Annotated in this window: 18 protein-coding genes and 1 tRNA gene; 12 read left to right on the top strand and 7 right to left on the bottom strand. The window is 37.1% G+C overall.

Translation table 11 applies throughout. The features are described from left to right. Positions 1-35 precede the first annotated feature (35 nt). Positions 36-3416: a HEAT repeat domain-containing protein gene (locus DSM106972_RS19360; protein ID WP_127082254.1), complete on the top strand. Its 3381-nt coding sequence runs from the start codon at positions 36-38 to the stop codon at positions 3414-3416. A 650-nt stretch (positions 3417-4066) separates the two neighbouring features. Here DSM106972_RS19360 and DSM106972_RS19355 read toward each other — a convergent pair. Next, on the bottom strand, positions 4067-4702 hold the full coding sequence (locus tag DSM106972_RS19355) for a hypothetical protein (protein WP_127082253.1): 636 nt from the start codon (positions 4700-4702) through the stop codon (positions 4067-4069). 528 nt (positions 4703-5230) lie between these two features. Here DSM106972_RS19355 and DSM106972_RS19350 point away from each other — a divergent pair. From DSM106972_RS19350 to DSM106972_RS19340, 3 genes are all read left to right on the top strand, one after another. Beyond that, positions 5231-5617 (top strand): CsbD family protein, encoded by a 387-nt coding sequence (locus tag DSM106972_RS19350; protein ID WP_127082252.1) that lies wholly within the window; start codon positions 5231-5233, stop codon positions 5615-5617. Positions 5618-5757: 140 nt separating this feature from the next. Further along, entirely contained in the window at positions 5758-7011 is a 1254-nt protein-coding gene (locus DSM106972_RS19345) for a M28 family peptidase (protein WP_127082251.1), read from the top strand. A 59-nt stretch (positions 7012-7070) separates the two neighbouring features. Further along, positions 7071-7844 carry a trypsin-like peptidase domain-containing protein gene (locus DSM106972_RS19340; protein ID WP_186538731.1) on the top strand — a complete coding sequence of 258 codons (774 nt, stop codon included), beginning with the start codon at positions 7071-7073 and terminating at the stop codon, positions 7842-7844. Between the two features lie 120 nt (positions 7845-7964). Here DSM106972_RS19340 and DSM106972_RS19335 read toward each other — a convergent pair whose 3' ends face one another. Together DSM106972_RS19335 and DSM106972_RS53575 are read right to left on the bottom strand one after the other, a co-directional pair. Then, entirely contained in the window at positions 7965-8507 is a 543-nt protein-coding gene (locus DSM106972_RS19335) for an alpha-ketoglutarate-dependent dioxygenase AlkB (protein WP_127082249.1), read from the bottom strand. A gap of 325 nt (positions 8508-8832) precedes the next feature. Next, positions 8833-9042 carry a hypothetical protein gene (locus DSM106972_RS53575; RefSeq protein ID WP_233787446.1) on the bottom strand — a complete coding sequence of 70 codons (210 nt, stop codon included), beginning with the start codon at positions 9040-9042 and terminating at the stop codon, positions 8833-8835. A gap of 468 nt (positions 9043-9510) precedes the next feature. On the opposite strand from DSM106972_RS53575, the gene DSM106972_RS53570 reads away from it, so the two are divergent. Next, the gene (locus DSM106972_RS53570) at positions 9511-9768 is read left to right on the top strand and encodes a hypothetical protein (RefSeq protein ID WP_233787447.1); all 258 of its coding nucleotides are present in this window, start codon (positions 9511-9513) and stop codon (positions 9766-9768) included. 30 nt (positions 9769-9798) lie between these two features. Continuing rightward, positions 9799-10467: a hypothetical protein gene (locus DSM106972_RS19325; RefSeq protein ID WP_233787448.1), complete on the top strand. Its 669-nt coding sequence runs from the start codon at positions 9799-9801 to the stop codon at positions 10465-10467. A gap of 353 nt (positions 10468-10820) precedes the next feature. Here the strand turns inward: DSM106972_RS19325 and DSM106972_RS19320 are convergent, their stop codons facing one another. Then, complete coding sequence (locus tag DSM106972_RS19320; protein WP_127082248.1) at positions 10821-12848, bottom strand: elongation factor G; 2028 nt, start codon at positions 12846-12848, stop codon at positions 10821-10823. A 274-nt stretch (positions 12849-13122) separates the two neighbouring features. On the opposite strand from DSM106972_RS19320, the gene DSM106972_RS19315 reads away from it, so the two are divergent. The 5 genes from DSM106972_RS19315 (at position 13123) to DSM106972_RS19295 (ending at position 17362) form a co-directional block, all read left to right on the top strand. Beyond that, positions 13123-14079 (top strand): tetratricopeptide repeat protein, encoded by a 957-nt coding sequence (locus tag DSM106972_RS19315; protein WP_127082247.1) that lies wholly within the window; start codon positions 13123-13125, stop codon positions 14077-14079. A 543-nt stretch (positions 14080-14622) separates the two neighbouring features. Continuing rightward, entirely contained in the window at positions 14623-14865 is a 243-nt protein-coding gene (locus DSM106972_RS19310) for a hypothetical protein (protein ID WP_127082246.1), read from the top strand. Positions 14866-14960: 95 nt separating this feature from the next. Further along, entirely contained in the window at positions 14961-15803 is an 843-nt protein-coding gene (locus DSM106972_RS19305; protein WP_127082245.1) for a metal ABC transporter permease, read from the top strand. Between the two features lie 101 nt (positions 15804-15904). After that, a tRNA-Phe gene (locus DSM106972_RS19300) sits at positions 15905-15977 on the top strand. Between the two features lie 203 nt (positions 15978-16180). Then, complete coding sequence (locus DSM106972_RS19295; protein ID WP_127082244.1) at positions 16181-17362, top strand: site-specific integrase; 1182 nt, start codon at positions 16181-16183, stop codon at positions 17360-17362. A gap of 300 nt (positions 17363-17662) precedes the next feature. Here DSM106972_RS19295 and DSM106972_RS19290 read toward each other — a convergent pair whose 3' ends face one another. The 3 genes from DSM106972_RS19290 to DSM106972_RS19280 form a co-directional block, all read right to left on the bottom strand. Further along, entirely contained in the window at positions 17663-17899 is a 237-nt protein-coding gene (locus DSM106972_RS19290) for a DUF4926 domain-containing protein (RefSeq protein WP_127082243.1), read from the bottom strand. 21 nt (positions 17900-17920) lie between these two features. Further along, positions 17921-18301, bottom strand: coding sequence for a DUF6883 domain-containing protein (locus tag DSM106972_RS19285; protein WP_127082242.1), 381 nt, complete (start codon positions 18299-18301; stop codon positions 17921-17923). Between the two features lie 477 nt (positions 18302-18778). Further along, positions 18779-19285: a hypothetical protein gene (locus tag DSM106972_RS19280; RefSeq protein WP_127082241.1), complete on the bottom strand. Its 507-nt coding sequence runs from the start codon at positions 19283-19285 to the stop codon at positions 18779-18781. 247 nt (positions 19286-19532) lie between these two features. On the opposite strand from DSM106972_RS19280, the gene DSM106972_RS19275 reads away from it, so the two are divergent. After that, positions 19533-19751 (top strand): hypothetical protein, encoded by a 219-nt coding sequence (locus tag DSM106972_RS19275; RefSeq protein WP_127082240.1) that lies wholly within the window; start codon positions 19533-19535, stop codon positions 19749-19751. Positions 19752-19754: the final 3 nt, after the last annotated feature.

The raw sequence follows: 19754 nt of genomic DNA, 5'->3' as shown, positions 1-19754 counted from the left end.
ACTTAAGCCAAAATAGACTTTTCACATAACTTTTTATGAAACGCACTCAAGATATACAAGCCCAAAAACAAGCTATTCTAGAACGTCTTACCAACAATAAACCTAGCAAATGGAAACTAGAAAGGGCAATTTGGCGTGCGGGAGAACTACAAATTAAAGAAGCGGCGCCATTACTCACCAATCTTATTGGTACAGGAGAACCACTAAGAGATTACTGTATTGCTTGGACATTAGGTTGGTGCGGGTCAGAAGAATCTATACCCATACTACAAGCATTGCAATCAAACTCTGCAAATCCTGAGTTCGTACAGCGAATTGCTTTTGAAGCACTACTAAAACTCGTAGATGCACAAACTAAAGTGAATTTGCAACTTGGGTTAATAGAAAAATTACCGACACATACGCAAATCTTAGCACGCGCGACTTCGGCAGAATTTGAAGAATTTGCTACAACACATCCTTACTCTTTCTTTGCGGTTCTCGACCAGATATATCAAATTGATAATGAATTAGTACGTCCAGCATTGTTAAATATTTTACGTACTGTACCTTTCCAACCGAACTATTTTCGTGCTATACGTAGAATTTTCAAAATAGCTGAATACCGTCGTGATGCAAAAGTATTTGCAATTCTCGCTTATCGCTTTGAACAAGAACCAGGAAACTTTGACAATAATTTACTAGCATATTCTTGGAATGAGGAAGACGGTAAATATCTAACTTCAAAGCGACGTGTTTACAGTCATGAGCAAGAACAAGACGAACCATCATTCGTGTATAGCTACCAAACTCAGCAATATTTAAGAAGAAGAGTATGGCGTACTTTAAGAAAACTGGGTGAAGTCGGAGACTCTGACTATATTAAAATGGCTGTAGCTATACTGCTCGAATATTTTGACGGCAATACACCTCCAATTCGACGTTCAACTTTTGATAAGTGGGATTACTATCAGCGAGAAGTTATTCATCATTGGGATGCTTATGCTGACTATCTCACCTTTAATCACATTCTCTACACTAATAGCTACCGTTACGAGTTTACTTCAAAAAGTTGGCGCCGACGTAAAGGTTATCAACCAAGTTTAGCGGAACCAAATGTCAGAGAAGAAGCGTTTCCGGAACTTTGGCAACAGCATCCACATGTACTACTACAGTTATTAAGGGATAGTAAATGTCGTCCCGTTCAGCACTTCGCAGTTAATATTTTACGTGAGTGTAAAAGCTTTTGCGCTTCACTTAATGTTGATACTATTATTACACTTGTCAATTCTTCTTATATAGATACAGTAGTATTCGGTTTTGAGTTAGCTTTACAGTCTTTAAATGGAGATGAACAAAATCAAATATTAATTAATGCATTAACTCAGCGTATATTTCAATACACTACTACACAACAAAACTATTGGGAAATAGAAGAAAATAAATTTATTCAAGAGAACATTCAACTTATTGCTAACCTATTAACCAGTCCAGATAGCAAAACTCGTAACTTTGCAAATAAATTGCTCTCTTCTTACATCATCAGTAATTCTACAGCTTCTTTAATAAATAAACATATTATAGATTGTGTCATACTTAAAATCTTTAAACTATTAGCACTGGCGCCAAATCAAATTCAGCAAGCAAAATTAATAATTGATGATTTAGTCGCTAACTCCACTGCACAGCTAGGTGAAATAGACTATAATCATCTACTCATGTTGCTTGCACATCCAATTTTAGAAGTTCAAGAACTAGGCGCCCTCATCATTATATACTTGTACGATAAAGAGATTACATCAAAAGTAACAAACTTATATGATATAGTTTACTTAATTAGCATTGAAAGAGTAGATAAATGGCGTACTCCAAAAGCAATTACTATAGGAAGCAACTTAATTATAGCAATTGCACAAAATCCCTTTCCTGAAATCCGTAATGTAATTAAACCTATTTTCAGGCGCCTAGCAATTTACAATCGAAGTTTACAATTCAAAATCGCAGTTGAATTTATTCAAATAATTGAAAATTCCAAAACAAGTACAGATATATGTAAATTTTTAGTAAAGATTGTACAAGAAAATATAAATATATGGGCACAAGCACAAGATATTAGTAAAGAATTTATTTACAAGCTACTGCAGGCAAATTATGATTTAGCACAATTAGCAAGTTTAGTTTTAGAAGTCAATCCGCATATCAGCAATGACTTTACTACTGAAGAAATTATTGAACTTGCTAAATCTCGATTTTTCAACGTCCGTAAAGCTGTACAAACAATCTTACTACAATCTTTAAAAAGAATTCGTATTCATCAAGAGGAAATTATCATATTAATAGGTCTATTAAATTCAGATTGGCAAGATTCAAGACAACTTGGAGCTAAAATATTTACAGATGAGATTAAAATTAACGAACTTACATCTAAAATTATTATTACTATTTGCGACACAGATAAAGAAGAAGCTAGAATGCTGGGTTTAAATTTATTAAAACGTTACTTACATAATACACAAAAACCAGCAATAATAATTCAATTTATTCAACAACTAATATTACTTGAAAAACATCCAAGTATTTATAAACGTATTGTGCAAGCATTGCAAGAAAATATACAAGATTGGATATCAGATATTGACAAAAATTTAGTATTTAAAATACTACAAGCAAAATCATCCATCTTACAGGAATTTGGTTTTTATTTATTAAATTCCGATTTTGACCGTTTTGCCTTACAACTCACAACCAGCGAAATTATTCAACTTGCCAATCATAATCTTGTTGCAGTCCGTGAAATTGGGCGCCAGCTATTTTCACAAAATTTAAATAATTACCGTAATAATACTCAAGAAATGTTAAGCGCAATAAAAATACTAGAGAGTAAATGGCAAGACACACGCGAATACGCATTTAAAATATTTACAACAGAATTTGGGAAGAGCGAATATACATCTAGCGTGTTGATTAGTATCTGTGATAGTACTGATGAAGAAGTTAGAAAGCTGGGACTACATTTATTAACTCAACATATGCAAGGCGGCGATATAGAAGAGTATATTCTCAAGTTTAGTGAACATCCATCGCGTGATATGCAAATGTTTGTTACGAACTATTTAGAAACTCACGTAGCTAATAACATAGAGCATCTGCGCGCGTTGGTTCCATATTTTAATAGTGTACTATCTAGCGTTAACCGAAATGGTGGCGCCAAAAAACGTGTTTTAAGCTTTTTAGACAAAGAAGCATCAAAAAGTGAAGAAGCAGCAATCATTATCACAGAAATAATCAAACGTCAATCAGCGACGATGGTTACTCGTGATAAAGCAACAGCAATACAAATCATGCTGAAAATAAAAAAATCTTATCCACACCTTGAACTACCTATTCTCGTTCAAGATGTCACAGAGGAACGTAGGAAGAGCTTAATAAATACATAATATTTGACGCTTGATATTCGTCTGAATATAATAAGAGAACAAACAAATAATTACGTGCTGTCCAGTTGGTATAGTGACCTTGCAATTTGGATGGTGTATCGTCATCCGTGCTGTCAGTTAACATACGCATTCTTTATTTATCTCTTCACTGACCACACTATGGAACCCATTTTCCCTGTGCGACTGTCGTAAAGTGAAATTAATGAGTTCCATAGTGCTTGGAGTTGAGACAAATAAACCCAAGCGGTTTACGAAGGAAATCCAATCAAAGCAGCACGTACCTTCCTCTAAGAAATAATCTACTAAAAGAGACGTGAAACATCGCGTCTTTTTTAGTACCACTAAAATCAATATATTATATCAATCAACAGTACAACGAGTTTCACGCAAAGTTTTATATTTTAAAAGTTTTTTTAATGTCATGTTGAACGTAGTGAAGCATCTAAATATTCAATGAAACTTTAGATTCTTCGCTACCTGATATCTTGCACCTTGACTATAAACCGGGCATAAGAGCGAAATATATTCCTAAAAAACGTTAATCTCCCCTAGAGAAGCCCGGTTTCTTTGAGCTTGTTGACAATGGTGCATTCCGGTAAGCTAGGCTCAGATTGATAATTTATTACGCTTAGAATGACAATTTATACAATTTAGATATTACGTAACTTTGGGAGCATCTTTTTATGAAACAAAAGTCCTAAGCCTAAAATGCCCAACGCAAATGTACTACTATATTCTGGCACTTTAGTTACTGTGTCTGTTTGGGTAAAGCTTAAATTGCGAATTACATTAGAACCTATTTCTCCACTACTCACAGTTCTAAAACCCAAGATTGGCGCCTCTTCATTAGATGCTAGCACTCCAAAGAAGCCCGAGTCACCAAAACTACCTAAATTTACACTACCAAAACTTCTAGTATCTTCGATTGCAAACGTACCTTTTTTGACTTCAAAATTAAAGCTGAATCCTTTAACAGGGTTAGGAAAAGCAAACTCTTCTAAGCTTCCAGGAAATCCTAAACCTACTTCTAAACTGCCTTGAGATACTCTGGCACCACCTAAAAATCCTGAGTCTACATACCTTAATCCACTGTCAAAAACTGTATTTGGTGTTACAAAGTCTTCTTCATTGAATTGTTCTGTCACTAATGGTTGGTTCTGTGTGGCATTGTTCCAACTATTGCGGTCTGTAAATAATTGATAAGCTTGAGCGCGCGGTATTATGCAAAGAGTTAACAATACGGCATTAGCTGCGATTCCTACAATCTTATGTGTATTCTTAGTCATTGTTGTTAAATTATGTAAATATTAATTAAGTATCTAATTTTTTCTTATATTACCATATAAGCATAATTTGACAAAGTGGTTTGCTTTAACATCAAAAAAAACGTCAAAGTTTCGTTTATTATGATTTATTTTGATTTTTTAGAAAACATTAAAGTTTTGAAGTAAGAAGGTTTTTTTATTGGATATAAGTCTTTCCCATCACCACAAAGACATTTTAAATTATTAGGAAATAGTGACGAGTTTATTGTGTCAGTTGATGAGAGTCAAAACAAAGTGGTAAGATTTATTACAGCAGATTAAGAATGCAACCTGTACAAGGTATGTTAATTAGAAATTTCGATAAGTTGACTACGGCGCCTTAATAACACGCTACCACAATCTCACAACAGACAGACTGCATCTACAACCAAAGACAGAAGTTATTTATGTATATGTCAAATATGTTTATGATTGGGTTCATTCAGTTGCTCAGACTTTTTACGACTCTGAGGCTGAATTGTCACCATTAATAGTACTGGAGACATTGGCATGAAATTGGTTCAACGATTAAGTAAAATCTTATTAATTGCGTTTTTGGCTGTAATTATCGCCGTTGGAAATGTTGGCGCCGCATTTGCGAGTACATTAGAAGCGGGTGGTGTATATGTAGCTGATAATTCAGTAGATTTAGGTAATAAAGTTAAGGGTACTGTTCAAAAAGCTCAAGGTAAGGTTCAGGAAACTTACGGAAACCTGACTGGAGACAGAGATACACAAGTCGAAGGCAAAGCAAAACAAGCTGAAGGTGAAATTCGTATAACTCAACCCATTTCTGAAAGCGAAATCGAAGGTAAGGCAAGACAAGCTGAAAATAATATTTACCGCTACCAGACTAATGAGAAGAAAGAAGACAAGTTAACTGAAGCTGTAGATTAGAACAACCGTAACAAAGAGTAGTAATAACCGAACAAACGAGGTATTTTATAATATCTCGTTTTTTTGTCTTAAAACATATGCTGACATTTTTTTGTCATATTTAATTTACATACTATATATATACAGCACTTACACACCCTATGTCCGTAAAACCACAAACTAAATCCTGGCTTAAGGTTGTATTGGTAACGTCATTATTTATCATACCCCCAGCTTGTGCGATTCAATTTAACATAATAAATGCAGTAGAACCAACCGTTAAACAAAAAACTCAAAATCAAACTGATAATCAAGCTTATACAGATGTACAAAACTTAATTAATATGGGTCCGCGTGTTGCTGGTACTCCTACAAACGAAAAAGCAAGCGCTTATATAGAACAGCAATATCGCAAAGCTGGTTACAGAACTCGTATTCAAACCTTTACCTACTCTAAATTTCGGGACTTTGGCTCAAACTTAACGGTAGATGGAAGAAACATTAAAGCCAGTGCGTTTAAAGGTTCGGCGCCTGGTAAACTTTCAGCAAGACTTGTAGCAGTTCCTAACTTTGGGCGTGCAAACGATTTTGCCACAGTTAACTTTAAAGGAGCAATAGCACTTGTTAAACGTGGAGAAATACGATTTTCAGAAAAAGTTACTAATGCTATAAATGCAGGCGCCATTGGTGTAGTTATAGTTAATAATAAAGCTGGCAACCTTACATATGGTACGCTGACCCAAAACTCACCAATACCTGTCTTAGGTATATCTGGTGATGAAGGCAACAAGCTTTATGGACGGGCGCCACTTACTATTAACCTCAACGCGAATGGTCAAAAGATTGATGTTACTGGACGTAATGTCGTCGCTTATCAAGAAGGTGTCACACAACCGCGCGTTATTTTAGGTGGTCATTTTGACTCAGTAGAAGGTGCCCCAGGAGCAAATGATAATGCTTCGGGAACTGCGGTAGTGCTTGATATTGCGCGGAAAGTTTCAAAAACACCCTTAGCTCGTGAAGCTTGGTTTATTGCTTTCGACGGAGAAGAAGACGGTTTGCATGGTTCACGGGCATTTGTTGACGCTGCAACTCCACAGTTCCTTAGCGAACTAAAAGGGATGATGAACTTTGATATGGTTGGTGTGAACAACAAATTGCTAATTGGTGGTAGTTCAGATTTAACCAAATTAGCTCAAGTTGTTCAACCAAAAGCTGAGTTATTCGGCGCCAGCTACGCAAACGGCGCCAGTGACCACGCTCCCTTCGCTGCCAAAGGTGTACCTATTCTGTTTTTCTATCGAGGTATGGAGCCAAACTACCATTCACCGAACGATAAAACCGTAGACCCAAAACTACTTGATGAAACTACTCAAGCTGGTTTGGATATTTTCAAACGCTTAATAAGCAATTAATAGTTTATCTACTTACTTACTTACTTACTTACTTACTTACTCACACTAGGATAATTGCAATGTCTTTTACAGCTAATAAAAGTACAATAGCTACTTTGTCTTTATTAACCTTTGGAGCAATGGCTGCTTTTTTAGGGCCACAAGTTGTACCAGCATCAACCCAAGTACCTTTTGAGTCATCTCCATCATTCGCTACTAATGATAATAATTTTGTCGCTACGGCAGTTGAACGAACAGGCCCTGCCGTTGTGCGAATTGACTCATCGCGTACTTTTCAAAATTCCGATAGCTTTAGCGGTAGGAGAGTTGCGCGCGGTACAGGTTCAGGATTTATATTTAGGCGAGATGGTTTAATTCTGACAAACGCTCACGTAGTAGATGGCGCCGACCGAGTAACCGTAACCCTCACTTCGGGGCGCCGTTATCCAGGTAGAGTAATAGGAGAAGACCGACGTATGGATGTAGCAGTAGTAGAAATTCAAGCTGACAATTTACCTGTTGTAAATATGGGTAACTCCGACCGGCTCAAACCAGGTGAGTGGGCAATAGCAATAGGCAACCCCCTCGGTTTAGACAACACCGTCACCGTAGGCATTATAAGTGGTACAGGTCGAAGCAGTCGTGATATAGGCGCCCGTGGTCGTAACGTCAACTTTATTCAAACAGACGCAGCTATTAACCCAGGTAACTCAGGAGGACCACTATTAAACCAACGCGGACAAGTAATAGGTATTAATACTGCTATTATTCAAGGCGCCCAAGGACTAGGTTTTGCTATCCCCATCAACCAAGCACAGCAAATAGCCAACCAATTAATATCCCAAGCATCGTAAAACCTATAAATTGTCATTCTGAAACCTATAAATTGTCATTCTGAGCGCAGCGAAGAATCTTAAATATTTTGAGACTTTAATAGATGCTTCACTACGTTCAGCATGACATTGTTTGAATACTTAACCAAATTCATTTATATCAAAAGCACGCCAAGTAAGACTAATTCGTGAATCAGCACCTTTTTGTTTATTTATAGCGTGTACCCACTCATCCTGAACCGAGTTTTCCATATATAGCAGTGAACCAGGCAAGAGCGTAAAATTGTGTCGTATCTCTTTATTTTTCTTATTGCGGAAAGTTATTTTACGAGGGTGACCGAGTGATACAATTGCTACACCAGTTCCTGCTTGCAAGGCGCTTGTGTCATCAGAATGATAACCCATTTTATTATTACCAGTTTCATAATAATTCAGTAAACAATTATTGAACTTGACCCCAAGTTGACTTAAAAGTTTGGACTGGATGGGCACAAGAAGGGGATGCATCGGCGCCATCTCATAACTCATTTGTAAATAATTGTACGGGACACCAAAGGATGCTGTTTTACGCGCGCTCATGCTGTCATCCCATTTAACTGTTGACAACAATGTTTGAAAAATAACCCAATGTGTATCTAGAAAATCTTCAATAATCAGAAGGTTTGGTGTTTCAATTTCAGGCATTTTTGTAGGTTAATTAGTTCTGGGTATGAAGTATTTTACATTTGTAAGCCCAAACAAAACGCGCTTACAATTCCGTATAGTTCGAGTAGTCAATAGTTATTATACCCGTAAATATTAAAAATAAGCCTATTTCAAGTTAGTTCTTTTGTATTCAAAAATTTTGCAAGCTGCACTTAACAACTCTTCAAATAAAGGCTCACCAAAGTTTATTAATCGTAGCGATGGCTTTTCATCATACACATCTGGGTAAAATGTGACTGTGTAGTTTTGTTGTTTATATAAAATTTCCCAAATTTGAGGTTGACTTTGAGTAAAAGTTATGAATTTACTTTGTAATATGGTAGAAGTAGTAAATAATTGTTCGATACTTTCTGGTGTAAACGGCGCCTGAGCTATTGGTTTTTGTATTTCCGCTTGGGTCTGCATTAATATTTATTTGTACTATTTCTTCAATGGATAAACGTGACTGTGGCGCCGTAATTAAGTTATCAAATTCTGACATTAATACATCTTCTTCTTCCGGGTCAGCGCTCATTGCTGCCTGTTAAATAAAAGTTGGGACTTGCACGTAAGCGCTAGTTGAGTCGAGAAGTTTATGTTTTAGCGCTAAGTTATTAACGTCAAACCCTTCCACTGCGCGCTTCAAAAGTATCCCATACCACGAGTAACTAAGCATTTAATATACAGTTAATATTTAAAAGTTGCCAGTTTGGGTAATGAACGTTAAGTGTTTGGTTCAGTATATAAAGTTGATGAGAAAAGTTCACTCCCTGGTGCCTGAATGTAACAACATATTTATATAAAATAAATGCTCATTATTAAAAGTTTAGATAAATTAAATTAAATTAAATTAAATTAAATATATACGTTATTTTAAAAATAAATATTATACATTTATTCATGGTGTAGAAATTTGCTTCATTATCATTAAATTAATATTGTTAACATATATTGTTTCCTGATAAAATAATATTGTTAGTGATTTTAAGGGGTGAATTTCTGCATGGCAAGAAGAGTATTGTCAGACTATGATAGTCCTTGGAAAGAAGCATTAGATGTATATTTTGAGTCATTTATGCAACTATGTTTTCCACACATTCATAAAGATATAGATTGGCACAGAGGTTATGAATCATTGGACACAAACTTAAGAGAAATAACTAGAGATGCTGAGATTGGAAATAAAGTTGCGGACAAGCTAGTAAAAGTTTGGCTCCATAGTGGAGAAGAAGTTTTTGTATTGATTCATGTAGAAATTTAGACTCAATACCAAAAAGAGTTCCCCAAACGAATGCACGTTAGCAACAATAGAATATCTGATAACTATGGGAGAGAAGTCGTAAGTCTCGCGGTTCTCGGAGATGATGACCCAAATTGGCGCCCGACAAGATTCGCTTATTCACGTTGGGGATTTATTAGTGGCACAAAGTATTTAATGGTGAAGTTATTAGATTTTCAACCGCGCTGGAGCGAATTAGAACGTTCATTAAACCCATTTGCAGTGGTAATTATGGCGCATTTAAGTACTTTAAATACTATTGGAAAGCCAAACCAAAGGTTTCAATCTAAGTTAACTTTAGTGCGCGGACTTTATGAACGGGGCTATACTAAAAATGAAGTGCTGGAATTATTCCGCTTAATCCAATGGATGATGGTATTACCAAAACCGTTGGCAATCACCTTTAAACAAGAATTGAAGCGTATTCAGGAGGAAGGACAAGTGCCTTATATTACAGATATCGAATTAGATGGGATGGTAATAAATGCTCGTGAGTCAATTGTTGACGTTTTAGAATCGCGATTTGGAACTGTATCACCACAAGTTAGCGAGCGTCTTGAGACAATAGATGATATAAATGTGTTAAAACAACTTATTAGGCAATCCGCCGTTATAGATTCTGTAGAAGAATTTCAGCTTCGACTAAATGAAATTCCACCATCCGAAGAAGTTTCAGAATAAGAAAAAACGTAAATTGCGTTTTTTGTTCTGATTAAATATATTATGTAGAGACCGGATTAATACGGTCTCTACAGCTTTTGGAGTTATATAAGATTGGGCAATTTACTGTTTAATTTAGTTCATTTTAATGAACTTAAGCTATTAGCCTACGGGTTTTAACACTCTTACGGGTATGGGCATAGTTGTAAAATTGGTAAATAAAGTTACATATTGTTATGGCGTTACGCACCCTACAATTAAACATCCGTTACATCCGTTGTATCCGTTGCCAAAATTAATAAAGGACGCCTATCTAAATAGTGGCGCCCTCAATATACTAATCAGGTGCAAAATATTTTAGACGTAATCTAAAACTATTTGTGCCCACCGTTGGCAAGAATACGTTCCGTTAATTTTTCAGGTACTTCTTGGAGATGGTCAAAGTCCCAATGGAATGAACCAACACCTAAAGTTTGTGAACGTAGTTCAATGATGAAGCTTTGCATTTCTGCTTGGGGTAAGTATGCAACTATACAATCCCAACCGTGCCAATCTTCGATGCCTTCGTATCCTAATATTTGTCCACGTCTGCCGCTAACTATTTGCAGTACTCTTGCTGTAAATTGGTTCGGTGTAGATACTTGGACGCGAAGTATTGGTTCTAACAGTGCTGGCTCACATTGTAGCATTCCGGTTTGCATTGCCAAGCGTGCAGCTTGTTTAAATGCTTGTTCGGAACTATCGACGTTGTGGTATGAACCATTTGTTAACGTAACCGCTACGTCTACAACGGGGAAACCTAAAGGCCCGTGAGCAAGAAATTCACGCACTCCCATTTCTACACCAGGAATATATTGTTTGGGCACTACACCACCAACAATAGTTTCTTTGAATGCGAATCCTTCACCGCGTGTTAGAGGTTTGATATCTAAGAAGACATCACCAAATTGTCCGTGTCCACCGCTTTGATGTTTGTAGCGACCGTGTACCGCATTGGTTTGTTTCTTGATGGTTTCTTTGTAAGGTACTTGCGGTAAGCGCGTTGTCATTGGTAAATTATATTTGCGGCGAAGTCTATCTAATGCAACTTGAAGGTGAATTTCTCCTTGTCCCCACAAGATGACTTCGTGTGTGTCACCGTGTTGTTCCCACATTAATGATGGGTCTTCTTCGAGTAACTTGGTGATGGCGCCGCTTAATTTTACTTCATCGTTACGTTTTTCAGGAATTATTGCGAGCGCATACACTGGTTCAACTACTTTGGCTTTCGCTAATATCTCCTCAAATGAATCTGTTGTGAGAATATCTCCAGTTTTAATACCTTCCATGCGACTGAGTGCAACAATTTCTCCAGCTTCCGCGCACATTATAGAATTTTGTTGCTGTCCACAAAGACGATATATACCACCCGCACGCACATTATTTAGAACTGTGCCATCTTTGATTTTACCTTGCCAGACTCGCACGAGTGATAGTTTGCCGCCCTGTGGAGTGTAGAAAGTTTTTAATACTTGCGCGATAGGGTTATTATTTCCTGCTTTAATACCGCGTCTTTGTGCTGTAACTTCTGGTTCGGGTGCTTCTCTATATAATGCTTCGAGTAAAGGTCTAACACCGTAGTCTTGTTCTGCTACACCAAAGAACACTGGTACTACTAAATCGGCGCCTAATTCAAGTTTTAAGTCTTTGAGAATTTCCTCTTGTTCTGGTTCGATATCTTCTAACAGTTCTTCAAGTAAATGGTCATCAAAATTAGCTAGCGCTTCGAGCATTTCCACTCTTGCAATGTGTTCTTCTTCTTTAAGGTGTTCGGGAAACGGAATTGGGTCAGCAGGGGCGCCGCTATGATATTGATAAGCTTGTTCGGTAACTAAATCAATAAATCCTGTGAGTTCTTCACCTCGTAGAATTGGATATTGGTGAGCTACGAGTGGACGAGAGGAAACGGCTTTGAGAGCGTGTAAAGTATCCAATACATGGATATTTGCTCTATCCATTTTGTTGACAAACACAAGGTGAGGAATTTCTTGGTCGTCAAGGAACTTAAATAAAGGAGCAAGCGTTTGAACTCTGTCGTTAATAGGTTCACAAACTACAATCGCTGCATCTACTCCCATTAAAGCGTTGTATGTCTCTTGGCAAAATTCGACGCTACCCGGACAGTCGATAAAAGTAAACCGCAAATCATTATATTCTGTACATGCGGCACCGACTTCAACGCTCATTTTGCGTTCTCTCGCTTCTGGAGCATAGTCTCCAACTGTGTTTCCGTCTTTAACACTGCCCTTCCGCGTTATTGCCCCCGTGACAAACAGCAGACTTTCTAGTAGAGTAGTTTTTCCACTCAAGTATGGACCGACGATTGCGACATTTCGCGAACCCGATTTGACTTTTTCGGTCATACAACCTCCTTGCGGTCAGCTTCCCCTGCCGCGTTCATGGTTTATGAAGAGATTAAGAAAGGTTAATTGCGAATTTATCCCTTCTTTAATTTGACTCTACTACCAAATTGTCAATTTAGCTGCAATTGGTATTTTGTTGTAATATTTATTTCAAGAAAATTGAAACAATACTAAGAAAGATTTACAAAGTTAAAGATTTGTATATATGATGCTTCCTTACTAATTTATTTCAGTCGTTTTTAACAAAATTTACTTCGGGATATTCAAATTAACTATGCGATTACAAAAAAAGAAAAAGGTCAAGAGCTTACTAAAGTACCGTTTAACGAGATTAATCGGCGTTATACTAGCTTTCTCGGTTTTACTTTCGGCCTCAACACCAAGCGGCGCCGAGACACCACCATCTTATAACAAAACTTTACATATTGCTCAAGGATATGTAGGAGGAACAGCCGCAGACTTTTTAAATCAAGGGTTACAGTTAATTCAAGCAGGTAGAGCGCCAGAGTCAATAGCTTACTTCCAAAAAGCTGCCGAACTCGACCCAAATATGGCGCCAGCACACTATAATCTAGGATTAGCCTTACGCCAAGCTGGACAATTACAACCTGCGGCAGATGCATTTTATCGTGCCACCCAAGCCGACCCAAAATTTGCACTAGCATATGCTAACTTAGGAGGCGCCTTACTCGAAGGAGCGAACTGGCAACAAGCAGGAGATTATTTACAGCGTGCAATAGAAATAGACGCAAAACTTGGGATGGCACATTATAACCTCGGCTTACTGAGAAAACAGCAGCGCGACTGGGAAAATGCCATTAAATCATTCAAAAAAGCAATGGAGTACAGCAAAAATGCACCAGAACCAGCATATTATTTAGGTGTATCCTACATGGAACAAGGACAATTAGATAAAGCCAGAGACGCATTCCGTAGAGCCACAAAAATCAACCCCAATTACACAGAAGCACACTACAACATCGGCTCAATACTATACAACCAAAGAAAATACAAAGAAGCTCTAGAATCATTTAGAAGGTCAGCAGAAACAAACACCAACTATCCCAACGCTTATTATGGCGCCGGCTTAGTCTTCATGCAACAGCGTCAATGTAACGATGCAGCCCAAGTCTTTCAATACGCTTTTAACTTATTTAACGCCCAAGGAAATGCTCAATGGGCAAACGCATCTCAACAAATGTTACAACAAGCACAAGCATGTAGATTTTAAGAGTGCTGAGTAGAAAGTGCTGAGTGCTGAGTAGAATAGGAAGTTAAGAGTTAATACTCAGCACTCAATACAAACCAAATAATGTGCTTGGAATTAACATACCAAGGTTTTATTTTTCTAAAATACGAATTTTCGCACCATGAATGTCATAGAAGAATACTGTGACAGCATGGTTAGAGGCATGTTCAATTCTAATTATGTAGTTAAAGGTACTTATAGTCATTCTTTCATATCATGTCCGGGTGTTTGCCCATAAATACGCATCACGTAGAGACCGTATTAATTCGGTATCTACAAACATTTTATTATGGTTATGCTCCCGGACATAATATCAGGTGCGATACCTTTGCGGATAAGATAGTTTCTTGCACTACGCACGCGCCGAATTTTGTTACCCAGGTGGACAAGTCACACTTAATTTAACGCCACATTTATAATTACTCATCACCCAAAGGATTATTTTATGTCTCTACATATAGAAAGATGAATCAAATGTTGCACAAAGCTAAAAAAGCAGTGTATTGCAATTAAGAGGGTAGTTTTATGACTCAAGCAACAAATGGAAACCAGACCCGTCCGTTAAACGACCTAGAATACGATTTCATTACTGTACTCCAAAATAAAGCAGAGGCAGTCAAAGCATACGAAACCTATATCCAAGATGCACAGCAAGCAAACTCTCAACCTTGCGTAGAACTATTCCAAAAACTACGTCAAGCTGATATTGAACAAGTACAAGAAATTCGCCACCATTTGCAACAAGTAATGCAAAGCGGCAAGATGTAATTTGCAATGGATGTAACGGATGGTATTGAGGTGCCGCCCTTAAACATGCTTTACTAAACTAGTTATCCGTTACATCCGTTCATCATCCTTTGCCAATGTATTTAGGAATTACAGCAGTAGATAACTTAGTTAGTTTACTTCAGTTACCATTTATGCAACGCGCAATAGTAGGCGCCGTTTTAATGGGAATAGTTGGAGGGTTATTAGGTTGTTTCGTAACTTTACGTTCTTTATCGTTTTTCAGTCATGCAGTAGGACATGCAGCATTAGTGGGGGTTGCATTAGGTGTCCTTTTACAAATCAATCCAACTTGGATGTTACTACCATTCACTTTGGTATTTGGGGTAGTCGTTCTTTATTTTATAGATAAAACAGACCTTGCCAGCGATAGCATTCTTAGTATAGTGCTTAGTGGCGCCTTAGCAATTGGATTAATTCTAACCAGCTTCATACAGGGATATCGCGGCAACTTAATGAGCGTATTATTTGGAGATATCCTCGCAATAGATAACACTGATTTGGTACTAACCCTGATTTTACTTGTGGTCGGCGCCGTTTTTTTATTATCAACCCTGAGTCAGCAAATATTATTAACCCTAAACCCAGCGGTTGCCCAAGTTCAAGGAATACCCGTCCAACTATATCGTTATACATTTGTAGTATTATTATCACTTGCAGTCGCTATAGCGATAAAAGCCGTTGGTGTTTTATTAGTGAATGCCTTTTTAGTCATTCCCGCTTCTACTGCAAAAGTCATGACCCATCACTTTAGCCGTTTCTTAATTATGTCTGTAATTATCGGCTCAACAACCAGTATAGTTGGTATTCTTGCCTCAGCATTATTCAAACTAGCCTCTGGACCAAGTATCGTTCTCGTCCAGTTTATCGTATTTATCCTTGTATTTGGCGCCTTCAAGCTAAAAATCAAGCCCACCTAAATACTTTTTCAAATATTTCTCAAAATATTTTCAAAACCCTATTGCATTATCTAAATATCTTTGCTACATTTATTAATCGTTGCCCCAATAAAAAGCAACAAGCCGGGATAGCTCAGTTGGTAGAGCAGAGGACTGAAAATCCTCGTGTCACGAGTTCAAGTCTCGTTCCTGGCATAACTCTCAGAACCCCCGCAAACACTCGTTTGTGGGGGTTTTGTTTTTCTCAAAAACCCCGATGAGCGCCATTTCAAGTGGTGTAAAGATGGATAAATTTACCCGACGTTGGATATTGTTGGCCATAGTTGGCCATTTTTCTGGGGTAAATTTGGGGTAAAGGGGGGCGCCTATCATCAAGCAGTTAAATAAGGAGTTGTGAAATGAAAGCAAAAGTGGCTCAGGGTAAGGCTTGTAAGGGAACTGTCCAAATTAAAAATTCAAACGGTTGCTTGCAGCTTGTTTTTAGTTACGCGGGCAAACGTCACTATATATCGACCGGTTTTACCGATATACCAACAAATCGTAAAGTCGTAGAAATGAGAGCTAGGCAAATCGAACTCGATATTCTCTCTGGTCATTTTGACCCGACCTTAGCAAAATATAAGCCAGAATCCTTACACAGCACCGTTACCCCAATTTTTACCCCAATAAATAAACCTAGGATTGAAACTGGTCCATCTTTAGTTGAATTATGGGAAAAGTACACCGACTTCAAGCGTCCTAGTTTGTCGCCAAGTACGATAGCAAAGGATTTTACAAATGTTTCTCGCTGTATCGACAGGAGTCTACCTACAAAAACTTTAGATGGCGCCGTTAAAATTCGAGATTGGTTAGTTGCCAACAAAAGTTCTTCTACTGCCAAGCGAATACTGACTCAACTAAGTGCTTGTTGTGACTGGGCAGTCAAATCTCAATTAATCAAACTCAATCCATTTGAAGGTATGTCAACCGATATAAAGATTCCGAAGGGGAAGAAAGACGATGGGGATATTAATCCTTTTAGTCAAGAAGAACGTGACCAAATCATTGCAGCATTTCAAAGCAATCAAAACTATAAGCACTATGCATCGTTGATTGAATTTCTGTTTTACACAGGTTGCAGACCATCTGAAGCTGTAGCTTTGCAATGGAAACATGTCGCAAAAGACTTTAATTCAATCCGCTTTGAACAAGCTGTAGTCATTTCTCAGTCAGGACTAACGTGTAAACCTGGCTTAAAAACTCAGAAGAAGCGCATCTTTCCAGTTAACGCGCGTCTTGCAAACCTCTTGAAATCTATCAAACCAAGTTTTCGGGCAGGTGAAGCGAAGGTGTTTCCTTCACCCGAAGGTAAGTGGATTGATGTTCACAACTTAGCCCAAAGAGCTTGGAAAACAGTTCTCTCAACACTCTCGGAAATTGAATATCGGAAGCTTTACCAAACCAGACACACATTTATCACCTTGGCACTCGACAATAAGATGGATGTGAAAGACGTTGCAAAGTTGGTAGGTAATTCACCAGAAATTATTTACCGACACTATGCAGGGCAAAGTAAAGAGATTATTGTGCCAGATTTTTAAATGCGCGCTCCTCTATCTAAACATGAATTGTGGCGCCATCTATTTGTAGCACGGCGCCTCAATTAATCTCTGCGGATGTATTATGGAGGCGCCGTATCAACGGTTTGCTAATCAAAATTGTATAGATGCTACAAGTGTATTATTTTTTACCTGTTTAATGATATTTGCGTGTTTATATACAGAAAAACTCGATGTTTTATTTTTGCCTTTGGTATAAATAATTGAAACTTTAATTTTTCAACTATTTCGGGGTTGGTGCCGACGAGCGACTTATCCAACTTAAGTACTTAAATAAATAAACTAGGGTTTGGCACCTGCCCTTGATATTGTAGTAGAAGTTGACTCCGAGTAAGGTTTAACCTCGTTTTGCTTAACTGCAAACCAAGCAATTGTTGTGCCATCAGAGCGAGAGAACTCAACCTCGTAAGCATCTTGACCATATACCTCTAAGATAGTTCCGATTGCTCCAATAGAAACACCTCTATCTTGATAGCGCTCTGTAATAAGTTGAATAACTGAATATTCTTCCAATACCATTATGAGTTACCTTTAATATTATCAATCGTCGGCAAATCCAGAAAAAGGAGTAGCCAATTTTAGTATACCATCTGTACTCAAAATCCATCCAGTGTATAAGCGCTTACCTCTAATCTCAATAATTATAGTGAATCTCTGTCCATATTGGTCTTTTTCACCAACAATGTAATCACTCTGAATAAATTTAGCTTGAGCTTGACTAACATAAGTTGATAAAAGTTCTTGTGCGTCCTCATCACTGTTAGGACGAAAGCCTAAAAAATTAAGAAATATTTTATCTTTACCAGATTTATGATTAGGTACTAAAACATAGTTTGAAAATTTTCTGTAGTCACCAGTAACAAATCTTACTTCCCATTCTGATGATTGTTCTTGATTATTAGATTCTTCGGAATTGTTCATATCTTAAAGAAGCTACTCCTCACAGGCTGTTAAAATTTTACATCTCACCAGTATCATTTTAAGAAAATGTTTGAAAATTATATTTAATATGCAATTTTGGCTTTAATCTTTCTGAACATCCAAGATGTATATTCTAATTTAACATTCTTTAAAAATTCTCTATAAATGTATTTAGATAACAGCAAATAAACATCGTGCGCTCTTTTTTGTACAAGTTTTTCTAAAATTTCTGCTGATATGTTTTTATCGACTGTATTATTTTTCACGCATTTAATACTATTTACGTATTTATATAGAGAAAAAATCAATATTTTATTTTTAATTTGGTATAAATAATTAAATAAATTAAGATAGTATACTTAAGTTGTCCTGGGTTTCCGAATTATCAGTCATTTAGAGGTAAAACGATAAGGTTAGAATTGGTATAGTATCAGCATGAAAATTACCAAAAGCTTACAGTACAAATATATTTACATACTAATTTTGTTCAAAACTTAAGTCTTCATCAAATATATTGTTAACAAGGCATTCCATTAATACTATATCACTTGCGTTGATAAGGTTAACTTCACCATCGTCATCGACAACTCGAATAAAAAATTCGGATGGTGTGTAGCTGTTTATACCCATTATCGTATCAATAATTTCCTGCAAATCGTCTGACCCTACTTCGCTATAGTAAAATATCTCGTCTACACCATTTAAAACTAAAGCTAAAGAATAACACCCTTCATCTTCTTCGCTATTGCTAGCAACAACGCCATAATCCCACAAAAGCTGACACATTTGTACTTGAGAGATTTTAATATAAATGTTCTGATTCTTGGATAAGTGTTCAAATTCAACAAATCCACCATTTGTCACATGGTCAGGACTTAAAAGACATTCCTCAATCCTTTTAGCTGTTTGCTTCAGTACTGTGTAAATAAAAGGATTCTCTTTACCTCTAAGAAAAAACTTCAAATAATAATTTTGCACACTCATAATCTCTTCACCCTGAAATATAAGCCGCCAAAAGTAAAGTCTCCCATCTTAGCGTAGCGCAAGAAGGTGCTGTACTAAAAACAAGTACAGCACCCTAATTGCTAATAGCTATATATTAAAATTCAGAGTCTTTATAAATTTGACTCCGTTTGATAACGAAATGTAACTTAATAATTAGATTCTCATCAAATTACATCTAAACACTTTCTCTTAATATTTTCTTTATATTTGCTCACATAATCCTCGTGTGAGTCTGCGAACCGACACGACAGTATTGGCGCCTCTACAAGCATCAACCACATCAAGCAAACTAGAACAAAATTATTGCAAAAGAATACCGAACGGCAACAGTTGCCGTTCGATGAAGACAGATAATCAAAGAACAAAATTACCAATATTTAAAACGTTTGTAATCTTTCCAGCGCCACCGCACGAACAAGGCGGTTGGCATCAGTCGCAAGTTTAGAAA

Source organism: Dulcicalothrix desertica PCC 7102 (assembly GCF_003991905.1).
Taxonomy (GTDB): Bacteria; Cyanobacteriota; Cyanobacteriia; order Cyanobacteriales; family Nostocaceae; genus Dulcicalothrix; species Dulcicalothrix desertica.
This window is presented reverse-complemented; position numbering and strand designations above follow the sequence as displayed.